Annotated in this window: 22 protein-coding genes; 8 read left to right on the top strand and 14 right to left on the bottom strand. The window is 73.7% G+C overall.

Annotated features, from left to right (window positions below; all coding sequences use genetic code 11):
- Positions 1-35 precede the first annotated feature (35 nt).
- Both ABD353_RS25810 and ABD353_RS25805 read left to right on the top strand, forming a co-directional pair.
- Complete coding sequence (locus ABD353_RS25810) at positions 36-608, top strand: thioredoxin family protein (protein ID WP_344626060.1); 573 nt, start codon at positions 36-38, stop codon at positions 606-608.
- Complete coding sequence (locus tag ABD353_RS25805; protein ID WP_344626059.1) at positions 605-1,111, top strand: hypothetical protein; 507 nt, start codon at positions 605-607, stop codon at positions 1,109-1,111. Before ABD353_RS25810 ends, ABD353_RS25805 begins: the two co-directional genes overlap by 4 nt.
- A gap of 64 nt (positions 1,112-1,175) precedes the next feature.
- On the opposite strand, the gene ABD353_RS25800 is transcribed toward ABD353_RS25805, so the two are convergent.
- From ABD353_RS25800 to ABD353_RS25780, 5 genes are all read right to left on the bottom strand, one after another.
- Positions 1,176-1,745 (bottom strand): NUDIX hydrolase, encoded by a 570-nt coding sequence (locus tag ABD353_RS25800; protein WP_344626058.1) that lies wholly within the window; start codon positions 1,743-1,745, stop codon positions 1,176-1,178.
- Between the two features lie 182 nt (positions 1,746-1,927).
- On the bottom strand, positions 1,928-2,422 hold the full coding sequence (locus ABD353_RS25795; RefSeq protein WP_344626057.1) for a peptidylprolyl isomerase: 495 nt from the start codon (positions 2,420-2,422) through the stop codon (positions 1,928-1,930).
- A 101-nt stretch (positions 2,423-2,523) separates the two neighbouring features.
- A complete protein-coding gene (locus ABD353_RS25790) occupies positions 2,524-3,921 on the bottom strand; it encodes an SDR family oxidoreductase (RefSeq protein WP_425555249.1) in 1,398 nt (465 codons plus the stop codon).
- Positions 3,922-4,113: 192 nt separating this feature from the next.
- Positions 4,114-4,992 (bottom strand): SCO6745 family protein, encoded by an 879-nt coding sequence (locus ABD353_RS25785; RefSeq protein WP_344626056.1) that lies wholly within the window; start codon positions 4,990-4,992, stop codon positions 4,114-4,116.
- Positions 4,993-5,198: 206 nt separating this feature from the next.
- Positions 5,199-6,722 (bottom strand): carbohydrate binding domain-containing protein, encoded by a 1,524-nt coding sequence (locus ABD353_RS25780; protein ID WP_344626055.1) that lies wholly within the window; start codon positions 6,720-6,722, stop codon positions 5,199-5,201.
- A gap of 286 nt (positions 6,723-7,008) precedes the next feature.
- Here ABD353_RS25780 and ABD353_RS25775 point away from each other — a divergent pair, with 286 nt between their 5' ends.
- The gene (locus tag ABD353_RS25775; protein ID WP_344626054.1) at positions 7,009-7,965 is read left to right on the top strand and encodes an aldo/keto reductase; all 957 of its coding nucleotides are present in this window, start codon (positions 7,009-7,011) and stop codon (positions 7,963-7,965) included.
- A gap of 66 nt (positions 7,966-8,031) precedes the next feature.
- On the opposite strand, the gene ABD353_RS25770 is transcribed toward ABD353_RS25775, so the two are convergent.
- From ABD353_RS25770 to ABD353_RS25745, 6 genes are all read right to left on the bottom strand, one after another.
- On the bottom strand, positions 8,032-8,631 hold the full coding sequence (locus tag ABD353_RS25770; RefSeq protein ID WP_344626053.1) for a GNAT family N-acetyltransferase: 600 nt from the start codon (positions 8,629-8,631) through the stop codon (positions 8,032-8,034).
- Between the two features lie 99 nt (positions 8,632-8,730).
- Positions 8,731-9,408 (bottom strand): nitroreductase family protein, encoded by a 678-nt coding sequence (locus ABD353_RS25765; RefSeq protein WP_344626052.1) that lies wholly within the window; start codon positions 9,406-9,408, stop codon positions 8,731-8,733.
- A gap of 63 nt (positions 9,409-9,471) precedes the next feature.
- Positions 9,472-11,109, bottom strand: a complete 1,638-nt coding sequence (locus tag ABD353_RS25760; RefSeq protein ID WP_344626051.1) for an ABC-F family ATP-binding cassette domain-containing protein — start codon at positions 11,107-11,109, stop codon at positions 9,472-9,474.
- A gap of 62 nt (positions 11,110-11,171) precedes the next feature.
- Complete coding sequence (locus ABD353_RS25755; RefSeq protein ID WP_344626050.1) at positions 11,172-11,669, bottom strand: DUF4232 domain-containing protein; 498 nt, start codon at positions 11,667-11,669, stop codon at positions 11,172-11,174.
- A gap of 83 nt (positions 11,670-11,752) precedes the next feature.
- Positions 11,753-12,988 (bottom strand): MFS transporter, encoded by a 1,236-nt coding sequence (locus ABD353_RS25750; RefSeq protein WP_344626049.1) that lies wholly within the window; start codon positions 12,986-12,988, stop codon positions 11,753-11,755.
- Complete coding sequence (locus ABD353_RS25745; RefSeq protein WP_344626048.1) at positions 12,985-13,935, bottom strand: MerR family transcriptional regulator; 951 nt, start codon at positions 13,933-13,935, stop codon at positions 12,985-12,987. The genes ABD353_RS25750 and ABD353_RS25745 overlap by 4 nt, the downstream gene beginning before the upstream one ends.
- A gap of 347 nt (positions 13,936-14,282) precedes the next feature.
- Here ABD353_RS25745 and ABD353_RS25740 point away from each other — a divergent pair, with 347 nt between their 5' ends.
- The gene (locus ABD353_RS25740; RefSeq protein ID WP_344626047.1) at positions 14,283-15,905 is read left to right on the top strand and encodes an ABC-F family ATP-binding cassette domain-containing protein; all 1,623 of its coding nucleotides are present in this window, start codon (positions 14,283-14,285) and stop codon (positions 15,903-15,905) included.
- A 106-nt stretch (positions 15,906-16,011) separates the two neighbouring features.
- On the opposite strand, the gene ABD353_RS25735 is transcribed toward ABD353_RS25740, so the two are convergent.
- The 3 genes from ABD353_RS25735 to ABD353_RS25725 all read right to left on the bottom strand — a co-directional run bounded on the left by ABD353_RS25735 (position 16,012) and on the right by ABD353_RS25725 (position 18,818).
- Positions 16,012-16,689, bottom strand: coding sequence for a Pr6Pr family membrane protein (locus tag ABD353_RS25735; protein ID WP_344626046.1), 678 nt, complete (start codon positions 16,687-16,689; stop codon positions 16,012-16,014).
- A 200-nt stretch (positions 16,690-16,889) separates the two neighbouring features.
- Positions 16,890-18,368, bottom strand: a complete 1,479-nt coding sequence (locus ABD353_RS25730; RefSeq protein ID WP_344626045.1) for a glycoside hydrolase family 10 protein — start codon at positions 18,366-18,368, stop codon at positions 16,890-16,892.
- A 186-nt stretch (positions 18,369-18,554) separates the two neighbouring features.
- Complete coding sequence (locus tag ABD353_RS25725) at positions 18,555-18,818, bottom strand: DUF1876 domain-containing protein (protein WP_263106073.1); 264 nt, start codon at positions 18,816-18,818, stop codon at positions 18,555-18,557.
- A 174-nt stretch (positions 18,819-18,992) separates the two neighbouring features.
- Between ABD353_RS25725 and ABD353_RS25720 the strand changes: the two genes are divergently transcribed.
- From ABD353_RS25720 to ABD353_RS25705, 4 genes are read left to right on the top strand one after another with little or no spacing between them, the layout of a single operon-like run.
- A complete protein-coding gene (locus ABD353_RS25720; RefSeq protein WP_344626044.1) occupies positions 18,993-20,207 on the top strand; it encodes a CaiB/BaiF CoA transferase family protein in 1,215 nt (404 codons plus the stop codon).
- A 10-nt stretch (positions 20,208-20,217) separates the two neighbouring features.
- The gene (locus tag ABD353_RS25715; RefSeq protein ID WP_344626043.1) at positions 20,218-21,360 is read left to right on the top strand and encodes an acyl-CoA dehydrogenase family protein; all 1,143 of its coding nucleotides are present in this window, start codon (positions 20,218-20,220) and stop codon (positions 21,358-21,360) included.
- Positions 21,361-21,394: 34 nt separating this feature from the next.
- Complete coding sequence (locus ABD353_RS25710; RefSeq protein WP_344626042.1) at positions 21,395-22,609, top strand: acetyl-CoA C-acetyltransferase; 1,215 nt, start codon at positions 21,395-21,397, stop codon at positions 22,607-22,609.
- Between the two features lie 37 nt (positions 22,610-22,646).
- A complete protein-coding gene (locus tag ABD353_RS25705; protein WP_344626041.1) occupies positions 22,647-24,812 on the top strand; it encodes a 3-hydroxyacyl-CoA dehydrogenase NAD-binding domain-containing protein in 2,166 nt (721 codons plus the stop codon).
- The last annotated feature ends 92 nt before the right edge of the window (positions 24,813-24,904 follow it).

Raw genomic sequence — 24,904 nt, 5'->3', positions numbered from 1 at the left:
CCCCAGGTCATCCATGATCGCCGGGGAGGAAACCCATGGGCCGCCGCCGCGCCCTGCTCACCGCTCTTGCCGTCGCAGCCGCCGTCACCACGGGCTGCGCATCGAAGGCCGAACCGTCCGCCGCGCCCGTCGCGGTGGCTCCGGCCGCCGCCACGCCGGGCTCCGCCGCCCCCGCCACCCCGTCCCCCGCCGCTGCCCCGGCCGACACCGAGATCCCCGACGGCTACGACGGGACCCGCGACGCCGCCGCCGACATCAAGGCCGCGCTCGCCCTCTCCGCGACCGACCACCGCCAGGTGCTGCTCGACTTCGGAGCGGACTGGTGCCCGGACTGCCACGTCCTCGACAAGCTGTTCCGCGCCGGCCAGGTCGCACCGCTGCTCCACGGCGACTACCGGGTGGTCGCCGTCGACGTCGGCCAGTTCGACCACAACCTCGACCTCGCCGCCCGCTACGTCGACCTGCAGCGGAGCGGCATCCCCGCCCTGGTCGTGCTCGCCCCCGACGGCACCGTCCGCACCGCCACCAACGACGGCTCCTTCTCCAACGCCCGCTCGATGGACGCCGCCGGGGTCGCCGCCTTCCTCAAGCGCTGGTCCGCGAAGTGACGCTCCGCGTCCGGTCCGCCGCCGTCCTCGGCGCGGCGCTCCTGCTGCCGCTCGGCTGCGCCGGGCCGGGCCGGACGGAGGCCGCGCCGTCGGGCCGCTACACCGGCGGCGGCGTCACGGTCGAACTCCGGCTGGACGCCGCCGGCGCGTCGCCCCGGCTCCTGCGGGCCACCTTCACCCCGCAAGAGCCGGGCTTCCACCTCTACAGCGTCGACCTGCCCGACGGGGGAGTCTCCGGGCTCGGCATCCCCACCAGGCTCGGGCTCAACGGCTCGCTCGCCGCGGCCGGCGCGCCGACGGCCGACCGGCCGCTGCTGACCGTCAGCCCGTCCGGCCTCGGCGTCGCCCTGCCGGTCTACCCGGACGGGCCGGTGACCCTCACCGTGCCGGTCCGCGGCACCGGCACGGGCCCGGCCGGAGCCGTGATCAGCTACGGCGCCTGCAGCGCGCAGCGCTGCCTCGTTCCCGTCGTGCGGCAGGTCGTCCCGCTCGACCCGTCCTGAGGCCGGGGCGGCCCGAGGCACCGGGGCGGCCCCGGGCCGGGGTGCGGCCGGGAGCGGGGCGCGGTCAGCCGCGGGCCGCGCGGGACTCCACCGCGAGGGCCACCAGTTCGCCCCACCAGGCCTCCCGGCCGCGCACCAGCAGGCGCTGGGCCTCCTCGGCGGGCATCGCCCGTACCTCGACGACCTGTTCGCCGTCGTCGGGGTTGGTCGGCAGGGAGTCCACCACCACCTCGGCCCAGCCCCACAGCCAGGCCTTCTCGGGGTGGGGCTGCCACGGCCGGTACGGCTCCGGGGCGTCGGTGACGGCGTGGTGGTGGCCGATCCAGACCGGCGGGGAGAGCAGCCGCGCCCCCGCCTCCTCGCGCAACTCCCGCTCCAGGCAGGATTCCACCGTCTCGGCCGCCTCACGGGTGCCGCCCGGCAGGAACCAGTGCCCGCGGGCGTCCCTGCAGAGCACCACCCCGCCTTCGGTGAAGCCCACCAGATGGATGTTGGTGATCAGTTCGTCCGGCGGGAGCTCCGTCGAGAACTGCGCGTCGATACCGCCCCACGCCCACCGCTGCGGGGCGTGCAGGTGCGGGAACCGGGCCGCCAGGGCCGCGAGTTCCCCTGCTCTGTCCGTGGTGTCCGTCATTGATCGATCCTAGTCCGCCGACCGCCCCGCCGATGCGCGTTCGGGCACGCGTCTACCGGAAGGGTGAGCCGTCGTTCAAGGACCGTGCGCGGGCGCACGGGCCCGGACGTGCGAAGGCCCGCCGGACGCCCGCGCCGAGGCGGCGGGGGCGAACGGCGGGCCGGAGCGGGGCCCGGTGGGCCTTACTCGACGATGCCGGACTTGGCGATGGTGATCTTGGCCGAGGTGCGGCCGCTGTCCGAGCCCTTGGACTCGATGAGCTTGACGATGTCCAGGCCCTCGACGACCTCGCCGAAGACGACGTGCTTGCCGTCCAGCCAGCTGGTGACGACGGTGGTGATGAAGAACTGCGAGCCGTTGGTGTTGCGGCCGGCGTTCGCCATCGAGAGCAGGCCCGGGCGGTCGTGCTTCAGCTTGAAGTTCTCGTCCTCGAACTTCGCGCCGTAGATGCTCTTGCCACCGGTGCCGTTGTGGTTGGTGAAGTCACCACCCTGCAGCATGAAGTTCGGGATGACGCGGTGGAAGCCGGAGCCCTCGTAACCGAAGCCGTTCTGGCCGGTGGCGAGCTCGCGGAAGTTCTGAGCGGTCTTGGGGACGACATCGTCGTACAGCTTGAAGACGATGCGACCGGCCGGCTCATCGTTGATCGTGATGTCGAAGAAAACGTTCGAAGCCATGGGGGAATCATGGCACGGACCGGGGCCGGAGGCCGACAGCACCCGGTGTCGGCGCCCGCATCCGCCGGTCGGCGCCCCGTTCCGGCCCCTGCCCGGGCGTGTCACCAGGCGGCCTCCCGGTAGTCCTTGAGGAACACGCCCGACACCGGTGCGCCGGACTCGCCGCGGACGATCGGGTCGTAGATCCGGGCGGCGCCGTCGACGATGTCCAGCGGGGTGCGGAAGCCCGCGGCCGCCTTGCGGGCCTTGACCGGTGCGGGCGTCTCGTCGGTGATCCAGCCGGTGTCGACGGCGCACAGGTGGACGCCCTGCTTGGCGAGTTCCGCCGCACTGGTGCGGGTCAGCATGTTGAGCGCGGCCTTGGCCATGTTGGTGTGCGGATGGTCGGGCGTCTTGTTGCGGACGGCGAACCGGCCCTCCACGGCGGTGACGTTGACGATGTAGCGGTTGCGGTGCGGCGAGGCGAGCAGCAGCGGCAGCAGCCGGTCGCAGAGCAGCGCCGGGGCGACCGCGTTGACCAGCTGGACCTCCAGCAGCTCCGCCGGGTCCAGCGAACCGAGCTTCGCCGACCAGGAGTTGTGATCCGAGGTGTCCGGCAGCAGCCCGGCCTCGTCGGCCCGCTGCGCCGGGATCGCCGGGAGCGGGCCCGGGCGGGCGGGTCCGCCGGCGGACTCCAGCTCGGCGGTGGGCCAGGCCGGGGCGAGCGCGGGCATCGGGCTGAAGCCCGGGGCGTGCAGCACGCGGGCCCCCTCCGGCAGCGCGGCCTGCTCGCCGGCGGTGAGCAGCGCGTACGCCTCCGGGGGCCGCCGTATGGTCTGCGCGGCGTTGTTGACCAGGATGTCCAGCGGCCGGCCCTCGGCGTGGAGCTGCTCGCAGAGGCCGAGGACCTGGCGCGGGTCGCGCAGGTCGATGCCGACCACCCGCAGCCGGTCGAACCAGTCGGCGCTGTCGGCGGCGGCGCGGAAGCGGCGCAGGGTGTCGCCGGGGAAGCGGCTGGTGACGGTGAGGTCGGCGCCGTCGCGGAGCATCATCAGGGCGAGCTGGAAGCCGATCTTCACCCGGCCGCCGGTGAGCAGGACGCGGCGCCCGCGCAGGTCGGTGCCCAGGGCGCGGCGGGCGGTGTTGTCGGCGGCGCAGCCCGGGCAGAGCCGGTGGTAGAACGCATCCATTTGTCGATACGAAGACTTGCAGACGTAGCAGTGGTGGGAGCGGGCCAGGTCGCCGATCGGCCCGGTGCGCTCCGGCAGGGCCAGCGGGGCGTCCTCGCGGCGGTCGGGGGCGCCGGTGGCGGTGCGGGCGACCAGCGCGCTGTCGGAGAGCCGGGCGGCGTCCAGGGCGTGCTGGCGGCGCCGGCGGCGGCCCTCGCGGATCATCTCGCTGGCGGTCTTCTCGGCCCGGACCCGGACGGGGTGGTCCGCGGGCAGCCGGCGCAGCCGCGTCACGGTGTGTTCCCAGGCCGCGAGATCATCCTCGGAAAGCTCGGTGGTCAGCGTTGGCACGGCCCCTCCGTTCGGGCTAGGTCGGCGGCCCGGCGGCGGTCGCGGGGCTCGCGGGAACACCGCCCGGGCCGCCGGCACTCCGGCCGCCCCGGCGGTGCTCGGAGCCTAGCGAGCACCTCTGTCAGCCCGGAATCGAATAACCGGCGGCGGAGGCCCGCGCACGGGCGGCCCGGCCCGGCGCCCCGCGCTCCGTCACCAGGTGGGCGCGGGAACGGTCATGATGCCGAGCGTGCCGCCGGCCGGGAAGAGCCCGGCCCGGACGACGGTGAGGAACAACGGGCCGAGCAGGCCGAGCAGCCGCTCGGTGCGCTCGGCACCGAGGGCCTCCCACGGGGCGGCGGCGAGTTCGTCCGTGAGCCGTTCCACCTCGTTGCGGCCGGCCAGCCCCGCCTCCGTGGCACGGCCCCCGGCGTCCACCCAGCCGCGGGTGGCCAGCCGTTCGGCGGCGGCCGCCCACTCCTCGCCCGTCCAGCCGCGGCCGGCGAAGTCCGGTACGGCGACCGCCCCGGTGGCGGCGAGCGAGACCAGGGACTCGCACGGGTCCAGGCCCGCCGCCTGCAGGGCCGTGAGGTGGCCGTCGCCGCGGTGCTCGCGGAGCACGGTGGCGGCGTGCCAGATCGCCAGGTGCGGCTCCTCGGGCCAGCGGAGCGCGGCGTTGGCGGCGGCCAGCGGGCGGCCCGCCGTGACGGCGGACTCGGCGGCGGCGCGGGCGAGTTCGGCGGCCTCGCCGAGGTCGGGCAGGCCCGCTCCGTGGAGCAGGCCGCGGTAGAAGGCGTCCACCCCGCGCAGCCGGGCGGCGAGCACCTCCTCGGGCGTGGCCACCGACCAGGCTGCGGGCACGTGCTCGGCCACCGCGGCGGGGCTGAAGCTGTAGCAGACCGCGGTGGCGAGTTCGGCACTGGCGGCGCCGAACGGGGCCGCCCGCCAGGCGAAGTAGCTGGGCCAGCGGGTGGCGGTGTCGTACCCGAGCGCCGCGGCCTCGGCGAACGCCTCGGGGGCGTAGTAGAGGACGGCGTGCAGCGGTTCGAGGTGGTGCCAGGCACGGCGCGGAAGGGCGCGGTCGAGCGGCATGCGCGAGGGTCTCCCTGGGTCGTGGTGCGGCCGGTGATCGAAAAGCGCAGCCCATGATGCACCAGGGATGTGAGGTGGCGTCAGGTGTCGGACGGCCGTGGAACGCGGGGGGGGCGGGGGGGGGGGGGGGGGGTGGGGGGGGGGGGGGGGGCGTGGAGGCTCCGCCGGGGCCGCCGGGCCCGGGAGGGGGGTGGGGAGGGCCGGACTCAGCCCCGGTACTGCGCGAAGATCTTGGAGAACTCGTAGGGGCTCTGGCTGATGTTGGTGCACTTGTAGAGCGCGCCGGTGCACGCGTTGGCGTCCCGGCCCGTCTCCCAGAAGGACAGCATGCCGAGGTGGTGCTGCTGGGCGAAGGCCACCAACTGCCGTGCGTCGTCCTGGTTGTAGATGCCGTGGTCGTCGTTCTCGCCGAGCATCGGGGTGACGCCGGTCATCGCCCACAGCTGGGCGTCCGTCTTGGCCGGGTACAGGCCGGCGAGCTGGTCGCGGGTGGACTGGGCGGCCTGCACGGCGTCGGTGCCGTAGTCGGTGGCGGGCCGGTTGTAGTCCATCGCCATGACGTTCACCAGGTCGACGGCCACCCCGGCGTCGCGGGCCGCGCGGACCACGGAGACGCCCTCGGCGGTGAGGCCCTCGGGCAGCACCGGCAGGGTGAAGGAGACCTTCAGGCCCGGGTGCGCCTGCTGCAGCTTGGCGAGGGCGGCGCCGCGGCGGGCGTTGGCGGCGGTGTCGGGCACGGCCGCGCCCTCGATGTCGAAGTCGACGTAGGTGAGGCCGTAGGCCTTGACCACGGCGTCGTACTCGGCGAAGAGCGAGTCCACCGTCGAGCAGGCCTGGGCGAGTTCGGTGCCGGAGGCGCCGCCGAAGGAGACCTTGACGTCGCCGCCGGCCGCGCGGATCGCGTCGATCTGGTCCTTGCCCCAGCCGGTGCGCGGGTCGTAGGCGTTGAACCAGCTGGCCTTGCAGCCGACCGAGGTCACGAAGGCCAGGGTGAAGGACTTCAGGTTGCCGGCGCTCGCCATCGCGGTCAGCGACGGGGTCGGCCAGGCGCCCATGTCGACGTACGGGGCGACCGGGACGGCCACCGCGGGGCCGGTCGGCGTCGAGGTCGGGGTGGACGTCGGCGTCGGGGTGGGCGTCGGGGTGGGCGTGGCGGTGGGCGTCGGCGTGGTGGTGCCGGTCGGCGTCGGCGTCGGGGTGCCGCCGGGGCCGGAGAGGACGACGTCGTCGGCGAGGTAGGCGCCCTGGCCGTACCAGCCGTGCAGGTAGACCGTGACGCTGGTGGTGGCGGCGCCGGTGGTGAACGAGGTGCTCAGCTGCTGCCAGTTGCTGCCGCCGGGCGTCCAGGTGGCCGGGTCGGTGACGCCGTTGCCGGTGGCGCCGAGGTAGACGTACTGGCCCTGCACCCAGGCGGAGAGGCTGTAGGTGGTGTTCGGCTGCACGGAGACCGTCTGGGTGCACTGGGCGGTGTCGCTGTTGGAGGCCGCCCCGCGCAGCGCGTAGGTGCCGCTGTGCGCACCGGTGTTGACCACCGAGCCGGTACCGGCGGAGCAGGTCCAGGGGCTCGCCGAACCGCTCTCCAGGCCGGGGTTGGCGAGCAGGTTGGCGGCGGCCGCGTCGGCGCCGGAGGCGAGGACGGTCAGGCCGCCGGCGGCGAGGGCGGCCGCGCAGGCGGCGGCGGCGATGCGGCTCGTGCGGCGGGCGGCGTGGCGGTGGAGCGCGCGTGGCATGGGGGAGGGCCTTTCGGGACGTGGCCCGCCGCCCGCGCGGATCGTGGGGGAGCGCGGGGCGGGGGCCGGGGGTCGAGGGGCGGCGCCGCTCACAAAATGGACTAGACCATCTGGGCGCGTCAACCCTCCCGGCGGCGCCCGGACAAGGTTTACGGCACGCTTAAGGTCCGCCGGAGCCGTCGTGGCTGACGGCCCGTCGGGTGTCGGCTTGACCTCGAGTGCACTCCAACCGGCAGGCTTGCACCGCGACCGGATCACCACCGAACCACCACCGCAGGAGGAACAGATGCGTACCACCGTGCTCGGCACCGGCGGCCCCGAGGTCGGCGTGGTCGGCCTGGGCTGCATGGGCATGACCTGGGCCTACGACCCCAGCGGCCGTGACGACGAGACCTCCGTCGAGGTCGTCCGCGGCGCGCTGGACCTCGGGGTCACCCTGATCGACACCGCCGACATCTACGGCCCGTACGACAACGAGGAACTGGTCGGCCGCGCACTCGCCGGCCCGTACCGGGAGCGCGCCGTGCTGGCCACCAAGGTCGGCCTGGTGCCCGGCACCGGCGGCGCGCGGGTCGGCAACGACGGACGCCCCGAGCACGTGCGGAAGGCGATCGACGACAGCCTCCGCCGGCTCGGCACCCACCACGTCGACCTCTACCAGCTGCACCGCGTCGACCCGCAGGTGCCGATCGAGGAGACCTGGGGCGCGCTCGCCGAGGCCGTCGCGGCCGGTAAGGTGCGGCAGATCGGCCTGTCCGAGGTCACCGTCGAACAGATCCGGCGGGCCCAGGCCGTCCACCCGGTGGCGTCCGTGCAGTCCGAGCTCTCGCTCTGGACGCGCGACGCCCTCGCCGAGGTGCTGCCCTACACCGAGGCCAACGGCATCTCCTTCCTGCCGTTCTCGCCGCTCGGCCGCGGCTTCCTCGCCGGCCGGTTCTCCTCCGCGGGCGACCTGCCGGCGGACGACTGGCGGGCCACCCTGCCGCGGTTCCAGGCCGAGGCGCTGGAGGCCAACCTGGCGCTGGTCGCGAAGGTCAAGGAGATCGCCGGGCGGACGGGCGCCACGACCGCCCAGGTGGCGCTCGCCTGGGTGCTCGCCCAGGGCCGGCTGGTCATCCCGATCCCCGGCACCAAGACGCCGAAGTACCTGGCGGACAACGCCGCTTCGGCCGAGGTCCGGCTCACCGTCGAGGACCTCGCCGAACTCGACGCCCTGCCCGCCCCGGTCGGCGACCGCTACTGAGGATCGGGCCTGAGGCACCTCAGGGGCGCCGGGAGGCGCCCCCACGCGCCCCTTGCGGTGTGCCCTTCAGGCGGTGTGCTCCATCACCCAGATCAGCTTGCGGCCGGTCTCGGAGGGGGCGGTGACCAGGGCCTCGTCCACGCGGTCGAGCCGGAAGCCGAGCTTGCGCGGGACGGCCGCGCTGGCGGTGTTCGCCTCGTCGCAGTGGATCTCCACCCGCTCGACGCCCGGCAGCGCCAGTGCGGCCTCGGCGAGCGCCCGTGCGCCCTCCGTGGCCAGGCCGCGGCCGGTGTGCCCGACGCCCACCCAGTAGCCGATCTCCAGGGCGCCCGGCCCGATCCGCCCGTGCAGGCCGAACGCGCCGATCACCTCGCCCGGATCGGCGTCCGGCGCGAGCACGTACATGAAGTCGGTGCCCGCGTCCCAGACCTCCTCGCCGGCGCGGGACATCTCGATGCTGTGCTCCATGCTGGGCGCCGCCTTCGCCCACGGCATCCACGGGCGCAGGTGTTCCAGGTTGGCGCGGACGGCCTCGTTGAGCGCGGCCGCGTCCGCGACCCGGCGGCGGCGGAGCGACGCGCCGAGCGGCAGCGGCAGGAGCTCCGGCGGGCGGGCGGCGGACACCGGACGCGGGCCGGTGTCAGGAACGTCGGCAGTGTGGTTCATGACAAGGATTATCGGCGCAGGCCAGCGGCGCCTTCAACGGCTTTCCCGGCGCGCCGGACCCGGCGGGCGCCGGTTTCCGGCCGACGCCCGCCACTGGCGTCACATCCGCACCAAGACCTCCTCCAGCCCCTTGCGTCGCAGGTCCGGGACCCGCGCGCCCTCCGCCGGGTAGCCGACCGGGATCACGTACGCCGCCCGCTCCTCGGCGGGCCGCTCGCACACCTCGTTCAGGAAGCGCATCGGGCTCGGCGTGTGCGTCAGCGTCGCCAGCCCGGCCTGGTGCAGTGCCGCGAGCAGCAGCCCGACCGCGATCCCCACCGACTCCTTGGTGTAGTACGGCCGCGGCGTGTCCGGGCCCTTGTGGACCTCGAAGACCACGATCACCGCCGGCGCGTCCTCCAGGAACGGCTTGCGCCAGTCGGTGCCCAGCGGGGCCAGCGCCGCCAGCCATTCCGGCGAGGCCCGGCGGGCGTAGAACTCGCGCTCCTCCGCCTCCGCGGCCTCCCGCAGCCGCCGCTTGCGCGCCGGATCGGTGACCACCACGAAGCGCCACGGCTGGACGTGCGCCCCGCTCGGCGCCGTCGACGCGGTGCGCACCGCCCACTCCACCACCCCGTCCGGCAGCGGACGGGCGGCGAAGTCCCGGACGGTGCGCCGCTGCGCCATCACGTCGTGGAACGACCTGCAGCGGTCCGCGGCCTCGTGGGCCGGTACCGCCATCGGGACCAGCGGCACGGTCGGGTGGACCGCGCCCGGTGCTGATGATTCGTCAACCATGCCTGCCAGCAGAGCACACGGCCGCCCGGTGGTACAGACCTCCTGCCGGCGCGGCCCGTGCCGTCAGAGCTCGCGGACCCGGCCGCCCTCGACCACCAGCCGCCGGTTCACCGTGACCGCCTCCAGCATCCGGCGGTCGTGCGTCACCAGCAGCAGCGTCCCGGTGTACGAGGCCAGTGCCGATTCCAACTGCTCGATCGCCGGCAGGTCCAGGTGGTTGGTCGGCTCGTCCAGCACCAGCAGGTTCACCCCGCGGGCCTGCAGCAGCGCCAGCGCCGCCCTGGTCCGCTCGCCCGGCGACAGGGTGCCCGCCGGACGCAGCACGTGCACCGCCTTCAGCCCGAACTTGGCCAGCAGCGTGCGCACCTCCTCGTCGGTGAGCTCCGGCACCGCCGCCGCGAACGCGTCCGACAGCGGCTCGTCCCCGAGGAACAGCCCACGGGCCTGGTCGACCTCGCCGACCACCACGCCCGAACCCAGCGCGGCACTGCCGCCGTCCAGGTCGAGCCGGCCCAGCAGGGCGGCCAGCAGCGTGGACTTGCCCGCGCCGTTCGCCCCGGTGATCGCCACCCGGTCCGCCCAGTCGATCTGCAGGTCCACCGGCCCGAAGGAGAAGTCGCCGCGCCGCGCGGTCGCACCGCGCAGGGTGGCCACCACGGCGCCGGAGCGCGGCGCGGTGGCGATCTCCATCCGCAGCTCCCACTCCTTGCGCGGCTCCTCGACCACGTCCAGCCGCTCGATCATGCGCTGCGTCTGCCGGGCCTTCGAGGCCTGCTTCTCCGTCGACTCCGCGCGGGTCGCCCGCGCCTTCTTGTCGTTGTCGCCGCCCTTGCGGCGGGCGTTGCGGACACCGTGCTCCATCCAGTTGCGCTGCATCTGCGCGCGGGCCTCCAGCGAGGCCTTGGTGTCCGCGTAGTCCTCGTACTGCTCGCGGGCGTGCCGGCGGGCCACCGCCCGCTCCTCCAGGTACGCCTCGTAGCCGCCGCCGTACAGGTTGACCTGCTGCTGGTGCAGGTCCAGCTCCAGCACCCGGGTCACCGTCCGGGCCAGGAACTCGCGGTCGTGGCTGATCAGCACCGTGCCCGCGCGCAGCCCCTTCACGAAGGACTCCAGCCGCTCCAGGCCGTCCAGGTCGAGGTCGTTGGTCGGCTCGTCCAGCAGGAAGACGTCGTAGCGCGACAGCAGCAGCGAGGCCAGGCCGGCCCGGGCCGCCTGGCCGCCGGAGAGCGCCGTCATCGGCAGGTCCAGCGAGACCTTCAGGCCGAGCTGGTCGGCGACCTCCTCGGCGCGCTCCTCCAGGTCCGCGCCGCCGAGGTCCAGCCAGCGGTCCAGGGCCACCGCGTACTCGTCGTCCGCGCCGGGACGGCTCTCCACCAGGCCCTCGGTGGCCTCGTCCAGGGCGGCCTGCGCGGCCGCCACACCCGTCCGCCGGGCCAGGAAGTCCCGGACCGACTCGCCGGGGCGGCGCTCCGGCTCCTGCGGCAGGTGCCCGACGTTCGCGGTCGGCGGGCTCAGCCGCAGCGCACCGCCCTCCGGGGTGTCCAGGCCGGCCAGCAGGCGCAGCAGCGTCGACTTGCCCGCCCCGTTCACCCCGACCAGGCCGATCACGTCGCCGGGCGCGACGACCAGGTCGAGCCCGGCGAAGAGGGTGCGCTCGCCGTGGCCGGCAGCGAGGTCCTTGACTACGAGAGTGGCGCTCATGATGCGCCGATTCTAGGCCGCCCGGGCCGTGGCCCCGGCCCGGGCGGCGGTGACCGCCGCGGTCAGGAGCTCTGCACCGGGCTGATCTCGAAGAGCCCGCACACCCGCAGGTGGTACGGGACCAGCATCTGCTGGGTGCTGGCCGGCGGGTACACCCCGAGGTAGGTCGAGGTCGTCCGGCAGCTCGGGACGACACCCGGGTCGTTGGTGCGGATCGTCGCCACCGCGGTGCGGGCCGGCGCGAGCACCACCGTGCTCACCGGGACACCGTTGTGGGTGGCCGGCGCACCGATCATGGCGTGGCCGGTCGTGAGCACGCTGACACCGGGGTAACCGCGCAGCGCACAGGAGTGGGTGGAGGTGTTGGTGAACTCCACCGGGTAGAGGAAGGACCCCGCGGCGCCCTGCGGGCTGCCGACGGCCAGGTACAGGTCGCCGGCCTGACAGGTCGGGGTCGCGGGTGCGGCCTGGACGCTCTGCGCGGCGGCGACCGCCCCGCCCGCGGCGAGCAGGGCGGCGGCGGAACCGAGGGCCAGGGTGCGCTTGCCGAATCGAATCATGACGTCCCCCGTCCGGGACCGGGCAGGCACTGTCTGCAGACCTGCCCACACCCCAGGAGACGCAGAACCGTACGGAAACGGTTCTACCGGCAGGGGTGTGTCCGGACCCGCCGGCCGGCCACAGCAGCCGTCGCGGCCACCACGGGGACGAGCACGAGTGCCGTCCGGCTTCCTTCCGCATCGGCGAGGTGCGCGAACACGGCTGCCCCTGCGGCACCGCCGGCCAGGTCGACGGTACTGAGCCAGGACATGGTCTCGGTGACCTGCCCGGCCGGGGCCAGATCACCTCCGGTGGTGCGCAGAAGGGCGAAGAGCGACCCGATGACCAGGCCGGCGACCGGGCACACCAGGAGGACCGCCGTCGGGGAGAGCCCTGCGGCCACGGCCAGAGCGGCGCATCCGAGGGCGAACACGCCGAGCAGGACGGGCAGCGCCAGGCCGGGCGACAGCCGGTTCGTCGCCGTACCCAGGGCGAAGCTCCCCACGACGCTGCCGACCGCAAGGCCGCCCAGGTACAGGCCGGCCAGCCCGGCCGCGTTCTCCTGGCGGGCGTGGATCGGCAGCACCACGTCCAGGGCCGTCACCGCCGTCACGAACAGGGCTTCGGCGGCCAGCAGGCGGCGCAACGCCGGCGACGCCCAGAGGCCCCGCAGGTGCCCGGCCGCGGCCGGAGGCACGACCACGGCAGAGGAGTTGACCACCACCAGGATGACGCCGGTGACCGTCAACGTCGTGATGGCCGCGTACGGCAGGAGGGGCGACAGCGACAGGCCGAGCCAGCCGGCGAGCACCGGGCCGATGATCAGCGCGGCACCCGTCATGGAGGCGTCGAGCGCCATCGCCGTCCTCAGGGTCGTGCCGGTGGTGACGCTGTGCCAGACGGAACGCATCATGACCGCGACGGGTGGGGCACTCGCGCCGACGGCTGCGGCCAGTGAACAGACCAGCACGGTGCCGGCGGCGTTCCGCACCGCCAGGATCACGGCGATGGTGGCGGCGAGATGGGCCGCAAGGCAGCCGAGGAGGACCGGGCGGATCGGAAGGCGGTCGACGAGGCGTCCGCGCAACGGTGCGCTCAGCCCCTGACCGAGGGCGGAGCAGCTCACCGCCAGTCCGGCGGTCCCGTACGAACGGGGGCCGCTGACCAGGAGCAGCAGGCTCAGGCCCGTCATGCTTGCGGCGAGCTTCGACGTCATGCCGATGACGGCCATGCGCCAGAAGCCGGGTACGTCGAGCAGGCTCCGGTAGTCGGCAAGGAACCGATACGGGGTCGGGTGCTCCGGTCGTGCGGCGTCGGGCGTGGCAGGTGATCGGCTCATCGCTGCGGTACCCGGGTGCGGAACGCCGCAGTGGACCAGGTGAGCACGGGCGCCAGGCTCCCGGGTGCCGGCCAGCCGTTGACGACGGCCAGCAACGACAGGTAGTGGTCCCGGCGCGGGTCGTTCATCTGCTCCAGCCGGGCGGCGAGGCGCCGGTAGAGGGTGCGGGGATCGTGCGAGGCCGAGCAGCCGAGGATGCGCGCGTAGTGGGCCGCGAGTGCGGCCACGATCGGCTCCGCAGCAGGCGAGTCCGGCTCGACCCCGGCCTCGAGAGCCGGTGCCACCTGAACCCGGACGGCATCGGCGAGGATCCGGGGCAGTCCTGCGGCGTCGTCCGGGGCCCGGTCGGCCGCCAGGTCCTGGGCCATGCCGTGCAGCGTGGTGCGGAAATCGTGGTCCTGGAGCAGTTCGGCCAGCTCCACCCACGCCTCGATCTGCTCGGGCTCGGGGTCGCCGGGCAGTTCGGGTGTCAATGAGCGCGCGACCGCCGCGAACGCGGGGTGATCACGCAAGCCGTCGAACACGGAACCGAGGAAGTCGTCGATCAGACCATGCCGTTCGGCTTCCGACAGGCGTGCCAGCTTGTGCATGAGGTCCGTCTCCCGGGGCGTCGAGCCGCGCCTGGCCACCGCGGTCAGCACGGCGCGGCGCTGCCGCAGGACGCGGATCTGCACGTCCAGTGCCTCGGCGTGCGTCGCCGCGACGTCCTTCAGCGAGACCTCCCGGTCCATGACCTTGCGAATGGTTGCCAGGTCGATTCCCAACTCGCGCAGAGTGCGTACGAGTTCGAGGCGTGCGACGGCATCGGCACCGTACTGGCGGTACCCGGCCGGAGTGCGGTCGGTCGGTGGCACGATCCCGGTGTCCGCGTAGAACCGGATGGCTTTCACCGTCAGACCCGTCCTCCGAGCCAGATCACCGATCGAATAGAGCGTCTCGCCGTTCATGCCCCTACCTTCACGTCTCCCCCTACCGGAGACTCAAGCCCCACGGTCACCGGGCCGGCCACCGGTTAAATCCGTTGCTCCGCGGGGGAGCGGTCCGTACGGTGGTGGGTGTTCGCACGACAGCCCCGCATGTCTGGAGAAGGCCCTTGCTCTTCTGAGGTCACGAGACACCGCTCGACAGCTCCCGCCCGACCGATCGTCGGCGGTGGAGCGCGTGAGCGTGCGACCTCGGACGAGAGCCGGCCCCTGCGTGGTGCCCGTGCCGCTCCCCTGTGCCGTCCTGCCGCTCCCGCGGTGTCTCCCGTGTTGCTCCCTCTCTCATCCGTAGCAACCGCAGGAGGCCATCCATGGCTCAACCCACCACGTCCGTCCTCTGCTCGGACCTGTCCTTCGAGTGGCCCGACGGTGCCCCCGTCCTGGAGGGCTTCCACCTCGCCGTCGGCCCGGGCCGCACCGGTCTGATCGGCCTCAACGGCGCCGGCAAGTCCACTCTTCTCCGGCTGATCGCCGGGGAGTTGACGCCGACCTCGGGCACCGTCCGGGTCGGCGGCGAGCTCGGCTACCTGCCGCAGGGCCTCACCCTGCGGCAGGACGAGCGGGTCGACGAGGCGCTCGGCATCCGGGCGGCCCGCGAGGCCCTGCACGCCATCGAGTCCGGCGACACCGACGAGCGGCACTTCACCGCGGTCGGCGACGACTGGGACGTCGAGGAGCGCGCCCGGGAGACCCTGGGCCGGCTGGGCCTCGGCCGGCTCGACCTGGACCGCACCACCGGTGAACTCTCCGGCGGCGAGGGCGTGCTGCTGCACCTCGCGGCGCTGCTGCTGCGCCGCCCGGACGTCCTGCTGCTGGACGAGCCCACCAACAACCTCGACCGGTCCGCCCGTGCGCGGCTGTACGAGGCGGTGGCCGCCTGGCGCGGGGTCATGGTGATCGTCAGCCACGACCGCGAACTGCTGCAGCACGTCGACCAGATCGCCGACCTCAGGGACGGCTCGGTGACCTGGTACGGCGGCAACTTCGCGGACTACGAGCGGACGCTGGCCGCCGAGCAGGAGACCGCGGAGCGGCTGGTGCGCAATGCCGCGGCCGACGTGCAGCGGCAGAAGCGCGACCTGATCGAGGCCCGTGCCCGGCTGGAGCGCAGTGCCGCGTACGGGAAGGCGAAGTCCATCCAGCGCAACGACCCGAAGATCCTCGCGGGGGCGTTCAAGCGCCGGGCGGAGGAGACCTCCGGGCGGCTGCGCGGCATGCACGCCGAGCGGCTGGCCGATGCGAAGGAGCGGCTGACCGCGGCGGAGGAGGCCGTCCGCGACGACGCGGAGATCCGGATCGACCTGCCGCACACGGCCGTCCCGGCGGGCCGGACGGTGCTCCTGCTCGACCGGGTGCGTCCGGCGCACGGGCCGGTCGGTGCCGCACCGATCGACCTGGAGCTGCGCGGCCCGGAGCGGGTGGCCCTGGTCGGGCGGAACGGCTCCGGCAAGACCACCCTGCTGCGCACCGTCGCGGGCGAACTCGCCCCGGCGGCGGGCGAGGTGGGCACGCCGGTGCCGATGCGGTACCTCCCGCAGCGGCTCGACCTGCTGGACGACGAGCTGAGCGTGGTCGGCAACGTGCGGCAGTTCGCCCCTTCGGCGGGGAACAACGCGATCCGGGCGCGGCTGGCCCGGTTCCTGTTCCGCGGCGAGCGGGCCGACCGGCCGGCCGGCACGCTGTCCGGCGGGGAGCGGTTCCGGGCGACGCTGGCCGCGCTGCTGCTCTCCGAGCCGCCGCCGCAGCTGCTGCTGCTGGACGAGCCGACCAACAACCTGGACCTGGCGAGCGTCCGCCAGCTCACCCAGGCGCTGTCCGGCTACCGGGGTGCGCTGGTGGTGGTCAGCCACGACGTGCCGTTCCTGCGGTCGATCGGCATCACCCGCTGGCTGGAGCTGGACGGCGGCAGCCTGCGCACGGTCGATCCGCTGTAGGCCGTCCCGGGCCGGAAAAGGCGCCGGGGAGGGCCGACCCCCTGCGGTCGTCCCTCCCCGGCGGGCTCTCGGTGGCCGGCGGCGCTGCCGGGCCGGCCCTCGGCGGTCAGCCCTCGGCGGGCGCCCCGGCCGCCTCGGCCGTCGGGGCGGGGGCGCGGCCGCCGACGAGCTTGGTGCCGAGCCGGTCGAGGCCGACCACGACGACCGCGAGGACGACGAACTCGACGGTCAGCTGGCCGATCTGGCCGGCCACCCAGCCGTAGCCGTCGGTGGTGGGGTCGAGGAAGAAGTAGGGGTACTTCAGCGGGAAGGACGGGAAGAGGATCGCCCGGGCCTCGGTGACCAGCGCGTAGCCGAGCGGGAAGGCCAGCCAGAGCGGGATGTCCTTCCAGCGGGAGGCGTTGCGGGGCTTCAGCAGCAGCCAGTCGGCGACGACCATCAGCGGCGTCGTGTAGTGCAGGAAGAAGCTGGACCAGTGCTGCAGCCGGTCGGGGCCGGAGACCAGGCCGGGCAGCGGGCTCTCGCCGTGCTGGAGCAGGATGTGCGAGACCAGGCCGGTGATCACGATGTACAGCGTGGCGGCGCCGCGCAGCCGGGGCGCGGGCGCGTCGACGGTGTTGCGCTTGACCATCCAGTACACGGCGGAGATGAAGTAGCCGAGCACGATGACGTTGCTCTCGAGGGTGAAGTACACCAGCGAGCTGTTGCTGAGGACCAGCCCCAGGCCGGCCGAGAGCACGATGGCCAGCCGCCACCAGAGGGCGGGCTTGGTCCGGACTGTCATGGGTTCACCAGTTCTCGTCGGAGTGCGGACGCGGCCCGACGCCGGACGGATGGGTCGGAGGCGGGCCGGTCGCCGCACTCTACCCGCCGGTAGGGAAGCTGTGGAAGCTGCCTGCCGGCGTCCCCGCACGGCGGTTGTCCTGCGGAGATGCGGAGCGGGCCGGCGCCCGAGGGGGAGCCGGCCCGCCGTTCGTGCGGGGATCAGGCGGTGGTGCAGACCGTCCCGTTCAGGGTGAACGAGGCGGGCACCGGGTTGCTCGTGCCCCAACTGCCGTTGAAGCCGAACCCGTAGGACGCGCCGGGGGCGAGGCTGGTCGCCCAGGACGGGTTGGCCGCGGTCACGGCCGATCCGGACTGGGTGAACACCGCGCTCCAGCCCTGGGTGACCTGCTGGCCGGCACCGAACTGCCAGCCGACCTGCCACGGGCCGATCGCCGAGGTGCCCTTGTTGGTCACGGTGACGTCGGCGGTGAAGCCGCCCGTCCACTGGTTGGCGATCCGGTACGCGACGGTGCAGCCGCCCGGCAGCGGCGAGGAGCTCGGCGAGGAGCTGGGCGGGGCGGACGGCGAGGGCGAGGCCGACGAGGACGGGGAGCCGGAGCCGGAACCGGACGGCGACGGGCTGGCCGTGGAGCCGCCGAAGGCCGCGGCCACCGCCGCCCAGGCGGGCTTGGCCTGCAGGTTCTCGTCGTACAGGGTGGCCGCGCCGTAGCCGGAGAAGACGCCCGGCACCCAGGAGTCGGCGTCGTCCAGGCCCCAGACGGTCACGCCGACGCAGCGGGCGACGGCCCGGCAGGCGGTGATCACCTTGCGGTAGTCCTCGGCCTGCGAGGCGAGGGTGGTGGCGTTGGACGGCGTCTGCATCCGGACGTCCAGCTCGGTGATCGCGACGTCCACGCCCAGGTCGGCGAAGCGCTGCAGGTTGGCCTTGAGGTCGGACGGCACCTGGCCGAGGACCAGGTGCGCCTGGAAGCCGATGCCGTCGATCGGAACGCCCTGCTGCTTCAGCGACTTGACGAGGTCGTAGAGCGCGGTGCTCTTCGCGTTGACGCCCTCGATGCTGTAGTCGTTGATGTACAGCTTGGCGGCCGGGTCGGCCTGGTGGGCCCAGGTCAGCGAGTCGGCGATCCAGCCGTCGCCGAGGTTGTCCTGCCAGATGCTGCTGCGGCGGGTGCCGTTGTCGTTGAAGGCCTCGTTGACGACGTCCCAGGCGTAGACCTTCCCGGCGTAGCGGCCGGCCTCGGTGGCGATGTGCTGCTGCAGCAGGGTGCGCAACTGGGCGGCACCGAAGCCGCCGTTGGTGATCCAGCCGGGTACCTGGCTGTGCCAGGCGAGGGTGTGGCCGCGGACGACCTGGCCGTTCGCCCGGGCGAAGGCGACCAGCCGGTCGGCGGCGGCCCAGTTGAGGTTGCCCTGGCTCGGTTCGACGGCGTCCCACTTCATCGCGTTCTCGGCCGTGACGGAGTTGAACTGCCCCGACACGAGCGAGCTGTAGGCGGTGGAGCCGGTGAGGCGGTTGTCCGCGACGGCGACGCCGATCTGGCGGCCGTCCGCCGATGCGAGGGTCCGCAACGGGGTGTCGGCGCCGTGGGCGCTGAGCGTGGACAACGGGAGGAGCACGGCGGCCAGCAGGGCGGCGAGGATCGCGACCAGGCTGCTGCGGCGCGGAGTGGAGGCCACGGGGGCGTCCCTTCTGCGTGAAGTGTGTACCCGGGGTACTGCGACACGCAGAGTGCCCGGAGGGGTCGGTGGTGCCTCCGAGGGTTGGTGCCGACGCTACGGGTGGGGCGCGGGCACGTCAACGGGTCCGGCGCGGTTGCGCCGGACCCGTGGGGTGGCCGCCGGCCTCCGGAGCCGGCGAGCGGGTCAGAAGGTCAGCCGGGTGGACTCGTGGGTGCGGGTCTCGATGCCGGCGGCGGCCTTGTCGATGAGCTGGTGCGCGAGGTTGGAGCAGGCGCGCGCCGCGGCGAGCTCCTCGCCGATCGTGGAGTCGGGGGAGTCGTCGGGGTTGCGGCGGGCGATGCCGATGCCGCGCACGCCGGGCGCGCTGAACCCGCTGAGCGAGGCGGTGCAGCTCGTCCGGCTCTCGTCCTCCTCGAAGTTCAGGTCGACGATCCAGTGGTTGTGCATGCGGATCACCTTCTCGGACGGCGGTCGTCAGCCCCAGAATCCGCCTGCCGGGCGAGCCGTGCAAGCGTGGCGCGGGCGCAGCGGGCCGGGTGGGGGCGGACCCTTGTTACCGGCGGGTCACATGTCTATCATCGCGACTGTGACAGCTGAACTGTCAAACAAGGGAGAACGGCCGTGACCGAACCCGTCGGCCCCGCCGCCCACGGCCCGCTGGCCGGCGTCCGCGTGGTCGAACTCGCCGGCCTCGGGCCCGGCCCGTTCGCCGCCATGCTGCTCGCCGACCTCGGCGCCGACGTGGTGCGCGTCGACCGCCCCGGCCCGCCTCCGCTCGGCCCCGCGCCCGCCCTCGACCTCACCAACCGCAACAAGCGCTCCGTCCTGGTCGACCTCAAGGCACCGGACGGCCCCGCCGCCGTGCTCGACCTCGTCGCCCGCGCCGACCTGCTGATCGAGGGCTACCGCCCCGGCGTCGCCGAACGCCTCGGCGTCGGCCCCGCCCGCTGCCTCGCCCGCAACCCCGCCCTCGTCTACGGCCGGATGACCGGCTGGGGCCAGGACGGCCCGCTCGCCGACCGGGCCGGCCACGACATCGGCTACATCGCCACCGCCGGCGTGCTCGGCCTGGTCGCCGGCGAACCCGGCGGGCCGCCCGGCGTCCCCGCCAACCTGCTCGGCGACTACGCCGGCGGCTCGCTCTACCTGGCCGTCGGCCTGCTCGCCGCCCTGCACCACGCCCGCACCACCGGCACCGGCCAGGTCGTCGACGCCGCCATCGTCGACGGCTCCGCCCACCTCACCAGCATGCTCTGGGGCCTCAAGGCGGCCGGTCACTGGCACGACACCCGCGGCGCCAACCTGCTCGACGGCGGCGCCCCCTACTACGCGCTCTACCGCACCGCCGACGGCGGGCACATGGCCGTCGGCGCGCTGGAGCCGCAGTTCTACGCCGAGTTCGCCCGGCTGCTCGGCCTCGGCGCGGACGCCCCCGGGCAGCACGACCTCGCCCGCTGGCCCGAACTGCGCACCCTGATCGCGGACCGCTTCGCCACCCGCACCCGGGCCGACTGGACGGCCGTCTTCGAGGGCACCGACGCCTGCACCGCCCCCGTCCTCACCCTCGACGAGGCCGCCGACCACCCCCAGCTCAAGGCCCGCGGCACCTACGCCGAGCAGGACGGCGTCGTCCAGCCGGCCCCGGCCCCCCGGTTCTCCGCCACCCCCGGCGCGCTGCGCCGCCCGCCCGCCCTGCCGGGCGCGCACACCGCGGAGGTCGCCCGCGACTGGGACGTCCCCGCCCTCGCCGGCCGCCCGGACGGGCAGCCGCAGGAACGACCGCAGCAGCGGCCCCCGCAGCCGCCGCAGTCCCGCACCGACCGTCCACACCACTGAGGAGCAGCAGGTGCAGCGCGAGATCTACACCGAGGAGCACGAGGCCTTCCGGGAGACCGTCCGGGCGTTCCTCGCCAAGGAGGTGCTGCCGCACCAGGAGCGCTGGGAGCAGGCCGGCATCGTCGACCGGGAGGCCTGGCTCGCCGCCGGCCGGCACGGGCTGCTCGGCCTCGCCGTCCCCGAGGAGTACGGCGGCGGCGGCACCCCCGACTTCCGCTTCCCGGCCGTCCTCGCCGAGGAGTTCACCCGGGCCGGGGTGAGCGGGCTGGCGCTCGGCCTGCACAACGACATCATCGGCCCGTACCTGACCTCGCTGGCGACCGAGGAGCAGAAGGGCCGCTGGCTGCCCGGCTTCTGCAGCGGCGACATCGTCACCGCGATCGCGATGACCGAGCCCGGTGCCGGCTCCGACCTGCAGGGCATCCGCACCACCGCCGTCGACCGGGGCGACCACTACCTCCTCAACGGCAGCAAGACCTTCATCTCCAACGGGATCATCTCCGACCTGGTGATCGTGGTGGCCCGCACCACCCCCGAGGGCGGCGCGCACGGACTGAGCCTGCTGGTCGTCGAGCGCGGCATGCCGGGCTTCCGGCGCGGCCGCAACCTCGACAAGATCGGCCAGAAGTCCCAGGACACCGCCGAGCTGTTCTTCGACGACGTCCGCGTCCCCAAGGAGAACCTGCTCGGCGAGCTCAACGGGGGCTTCGTCCACCTGATGCAGAACCTCGCACAGGAGCGCCTGACCATCGCGGTCTCCGCGATCGCCGGCGCCGAGCACCTGCTGGAGCTGACCACCCGCTACGTCCAGCAGCGGACCGCCTTCGGCAAGCCGCTCGCCAAGCTGCAGCACGTCCGCTTCGAGGTCGCCGAACTCGCCACCGAGTGCGCCGTCACCCGGACCTTCGTCGACCGCTGCATCACCGAGCACAACCGGTACGCGCTCACCCCGGTCGACGCCTCGATGGCGAAGTGGTGGGCCACCGAACTGCAGAAGCGCACCGCCGACCGCTGCCTGCAACTGCACGGCGGCTACGGCTACATGACGGAATACCCGGTGGCGAAGGCGTTCACCGACGGCCGCATCCAGACGATCTACGGCGGCACCACCGAGATCATGAAAGAGATCATCGGCCGCTCCCTCCTCGGCTGACCGCCCGGTCACCTACCCCCGAAAGGCACTCACCGTGACCACTGAAGCGTTCGTCTACGACGCGATCCGCACCCCGCGCGGGCGCGGCAAGGCCAACGGCTCCCTGCACGGCACCAAGCCGATCGACCTGGTGGTCGGCCTGATCCACGAGCTCCAGGCCCGCTTCCCGACCCTGGACCCGGCCGCGATCGACGACATCGTGCTCGGCGTGGTCAGCCCGATCGGCGACCAGGGCTCCGACATCGCCCGGATCGCCGCCATCGCGGCCGGCCTGCCCGACACCGTCGCCGGAGTCCAGGAGAACCGCTTCTGCGCCTCCGGCCTGGAGGCCGTCAACCTGGCCGCCGCCAAGGTCCGTTCGGGCTGGGAGGACCTCATCCTGGCAGGCGGCGTCGAGTCGATGTCCCGGGTCAAGATGGGCTCCGACGGCGGCGCCTGGGCGATGGACCCGATGACCGCGTACGAGACGGGCTTCGTCCCGCAGGGCATCGGCGCCGACCTGATCGCCACCGTCGAGGGCCTCAGCCGCACCGACGTGGACGCCTTCGCCGCCGAGTCGCAGGCCCGTGCCGCCAAGGCCCAGGCCGACGGCCACTTCGACCGCTCGGTGGTGCCCGTCCGCGACCGCAACGGCCTGATCGTGCTGGACCGCGACGAGTTCATCCGCCCCGGCACCACCGTCGAGACGCTGGCCGGCCTCAAGCCCTCCTTCGCCGGCATCGGCGAGGCCGGCGGATTCGACGCCGTCGCCCTGCAGAAGTACCACTGGGTGGAGAAGATCGACCACGTCCACCACGCCGGCAACTCCTCCGGCATCGTCGACGGCGCCGCCCTGGTCGCGATCGGCTCCCGCGAGATCGGCGAGCGCTACGGACTCACCCCGCGCGCCCGGATCGTCTCCGCCGCCGTCTCCGGCTCCGAGCCCACCATCATGCTCACCGGCCCCGCCCCCGCCACCCGCAAGGCCCTCGCCAAGGCCGGGCTCACCGCGGACGACATCGACCTGGTCGAGATCAACGAGGCCTTCGCCGCCGTCGCCCTGCGCTTCATGCGCGAACTCGGCTTCGGCCACGAGAAGGTCAACGTCAACGGCGGCGCCATCGCCCTCGGCCACCCGCTCGGAGCCACCGGCGCCATGCTCATCGGCACCCTCGTCGACGAACTGGAGCGCCGCGACCTCCGCTACGGCCTGGCCACCCTCTGCGTGGGCGGCGGCATGGGTGTCGCCACCGTGATCGAGCGCATCTGACCACCCCCTCCCCGCCACTCCCTGGAGAGACTTCCCCATGACTGCAGCATCCGCCATCCGCTGGGAGCAGGACCAGGACGGCGTGGTCACCCTCGTCCTCGACGACCCCGCCCAGTCCGTCAACACCATGAACGCCGCCTTCACCGAGGCGCTCGACGAGACCGTCGCCCGGCTCAAGGCCGCCGACGACGTGCGCGGCGTCATCGTCACCTCCGCCAAGAAGACCTTCTTCGCCGGCGGCGACCTCCACCTGCTCTCCTCCGTCGGGCCCGACCAGGCCGCCGAGACCTTCGAGCACGGCATGCGGATCAAGCGCGCCCTGCGCGCCCTGGAGACCCTCGGCAAGCCCGTCGTCGCCGCGATCAACGGCGCCGCCCTCGGCGGCGGCCTGGAGATCGCCCTCGCCTGCCACCACCGCATCGCCCTGGACACCCCGGCCACCAAGATCGGCCTGCCCGAGGTCACCCTCGGCCTGCTGCCAGGCGGCGGCGGAGTCGTCCGCACCGTGCGGCTGCTCGGCATCACCGACGCCCTGCTCAAGGTCCTGCTGCAGGGCCAGCAGTACCGCCCGGCGCAGGCCCTGCAGCACGGCCTGGTCGACGAACTCGCCGCCACCCCCGAAGAGATGCTCGCCAAGGCCCGCGCCTTCGTCGACGCCCACCCGGAGTCCGTGCAGCGCTTCGACGTCAAGGGCTACCGGACCCCCGGCGGCACCCCGGCCAGCCCCGCGCTCGCCGCCAACCTGCCCGCCTTCCCGGCCAACCTGCGCAAGCAGCTGGCCGGCGCGCCCTACCCGGCGCCGCGCAACATCCTCGCCGCGGCCGTGGAGAGCGCCCAGGTCGACGTCGACACCGCGATGGCCATCGAGGCCCGGTACTTCACCGAGCTGGTCTGCGGCCAGACCGCCAAGAACATGATCCAGGCCTTCTTCTTCGACATGCAGGCCGTCAACTCCGGTGCCGGCCGCCCCAAGGGCGTCCCCGCCCGGAAGGTCGAGAAGGTCGCCGTGCTCGGCGCCGGCATGATGGGCGCCGGCATCGCGTACTCCTGCGCCAAGGCCGGCATCGAGGTCCTCCTCAAGGACGTCACCGTCGAGGCCGCCGAACGCGGCAAGGCCTACTCCGCCGCGCTGCTCGACAAGGCGGTCGCCCGCGGCCGCAGCACCGAGGCCGAGCGCGCCGAGTTCCTCGCCCGTATCACCCCGACCGCCGAGGCCGCCGACCTGGCCGGCTGCGACGCCGTCATCGAGGCCGTGTTCGAGAACCCCGAGCTCAAGCACAAGGTCTTCCAGGAGGTCCAGGACGTCGTCGCCCCCGACGCCCTGCTCTGCTCCAACACCTCCACCCTGCCGATCGGGCTGCTCGCCGAAGGCGTCGACCGCACCGCCGACTTCATCGGCCTGCACTTCTTCTCGCCGGTCGACAAGATGCCGCTGGTCGAGATCATCCGCGGCCCGCAGACCGGCGACGAGGCGCTCGCCCGCGCCTTCGACCTCGTCCGGCAGATCCGCAAGACGCCGATCGTGGTCAACGACTCCCGCGGGTTCTTCACCTCCCGGGTGATCGGACAGTTCATCAACGAGGGCGTGGCGATGGTCGGCGAGGGCCTCGACCCGGTCTCCGTCGAGCAGGCCGCCGCCCAGGCCGGCTACCCGGCCAAGGTGCTCTCCCTGATGGACGAGCTCACCCTGACCCTGCCCCGCAAGATCCGCAACGAGTCCCGGCGGGCCGTCGAGGAGGCCGGCGGCAGCTGGCAGCCGCACCCCGCCGACACCGTCATCGACCGCATGGTCGACGAGTTCGGCCGCGAGGGCCGCAGCGGCGGCGCCGGCTTCTACGAGTACGAGAACGGGCAGCGCGCCCGGATCTGGCCCGGCCTGCGCGAGCACTTCACGCAGCCCGGCAAGGAGATCCCGTTCGAGGACATGAAGGAGCGGATGCTCTTCGCCGAGGCCCTGGACTCCGTCCGCTGCCTGGAGGAGTCCGTCCTCACCTCGGTCGCCGACGCCAACATCGGCTCCATCCTCGGCATCGGCTTCCCCGCCTGGACGGGCGGCGTCCTCCAGTACATCAACGGCTACCCCGGCGGCCTCGCCGGATTCGCCGCCCGCGCCCGCGAGTTGGCCGCCGCCTACGGCGACCGCTTCACCCCGCCCGCCCTCCTGGACGCGATGGCCGCCGACGGCCGAACCTTCCGGGACTGACACCCGCGACACCTGCGACACCCGCGCCGCCCCCGCCCACCCCGGGCGGGGGCGGCGCCCGTGCGACTGCGGTGCGCCCCGGCCGAAAAGCC

The organism is Kitasatospora arboriphila (assembly GCF_039528095.1).
GTDB lineage: Bacteria > Actinomycetota > Actinomycetes > Streptomycetales > Streptomycetaceae > Kitasatospora > Kitasatospora arboriphila.
The sequence above is the reverse complement of the archived record's forward strand: the minus strand, read 5'-3'. Positions and strand labels throughout refer to the sequence as shown.

Coding starts and splice junctions, on each gene's coding strand:
- ABD353_RS25810 (WP_344626060.1), top strand. CDS start 36: ATGGGCCGCCGCCGCGCCCTGCTCACCGCTCTTGCCGTCGCAGCCGCC.
- ABD353_RS25800 (WP_344626058.1), bottom strand. CDS start 1,745: ATGACGGACACCACGGACAGAGCAGGGGAACTCGCGGCCCTGGCGGCC.
- ABD353_RS25795 (WP_344626057.1), bottom strand. CDS start 2,422: ATGGCTTCGAACGTTTTCTTCGACATCACGATCAACGATGAGCCGGCC.
- ABD353_RS25785 (WP_344626056.1), bottom strand. CDS start 4,992: ATGCCGCTCGACCGCGCCCTTCCGCGCCGTGCCTGGCACCACCTCGAA.
- ABD353_RS25780 (WP_344626055.1), bottom strand. CDS start 6,722: ATGCCACGCGCGCTCCACCGCCACGCCGCCCGCCGCACGAGCCGCATC.
- ABD353_RS25775 (WP_344626054.1), top strand. CDS start 7,009: ATGCGTACCACCGTGCTCGGCACCGGCGGCCCCGAGGTCGGCGTGGTC.
- ABD353_RS25770 (WP_344626053.1), bottom strand. CDS start 8,631: ATGAACCACACTGCCGACGTTCCTGACACCGGCCCGCGTCCGGTGTCC.
- ABD353_RS25765 (WP_344626052.1), bottom strand. CDS start 9,408: ATGGTTGACGAATCATCAGCACCGGGCGCGGTCCACCCGACCGTGCCG.
- ABD353_RS25760 (WP_344626051.1), bottom strand. CDS start 11,109: ATGAGCGCCACTCTCGTAGTCAAGGACCTCGCTGCCGGCCACGGCGAG.
- ABD353_RS25755 (WP_344626050.1), bottom strand. CDS start 11,669: ATGATTCGATTCGGCAAGCGCACCCTGGCCCTCGGTTCCGCCGCCGCC.
- ABD353_RS25750 (WP_344626049.1), bottom strand. CDS start 12,988: ATGAGCCGATCACCTGCCACGCCCGACGCCGCACGACCGGAGCACCCG.
- ABD353_RS25745 (WP_344626048.1), bottom strand. CDS start 13,935: ATGAACGGCGAGACGCTCTATTCGATCGGTGATCTGGCTCGGAGGACG.
- ABD353_RS25740 (WP_344626047.1), top strand. CDS start 14,283: ATGGCTCAACCCACCACGTCCGTCCTCTGCTCGGACCTGTCCTTCGAG.
- ABD353_RS25735 (WP_344626046.1), bottom strand. CDS start 16,689: ATGACAGTCCGGACCAAGCCCGCCCTCTGGTGGCGGCTGGCCATCGTG.
- ABD353_RS25725 (WP_263106073.1), bottom strand. CDS start 18,818: ATGCACAACCACTGGATCGTCGACCTGAACTTCGAGGAGGACGAGAGC.
- ABD353_RS25705 (WP_344626041.1), top strand. CDS start 22,647: ATGACTGCAGCATCCGCCATCCGCTGGGAGCAGGACCAGGACGGCGTG.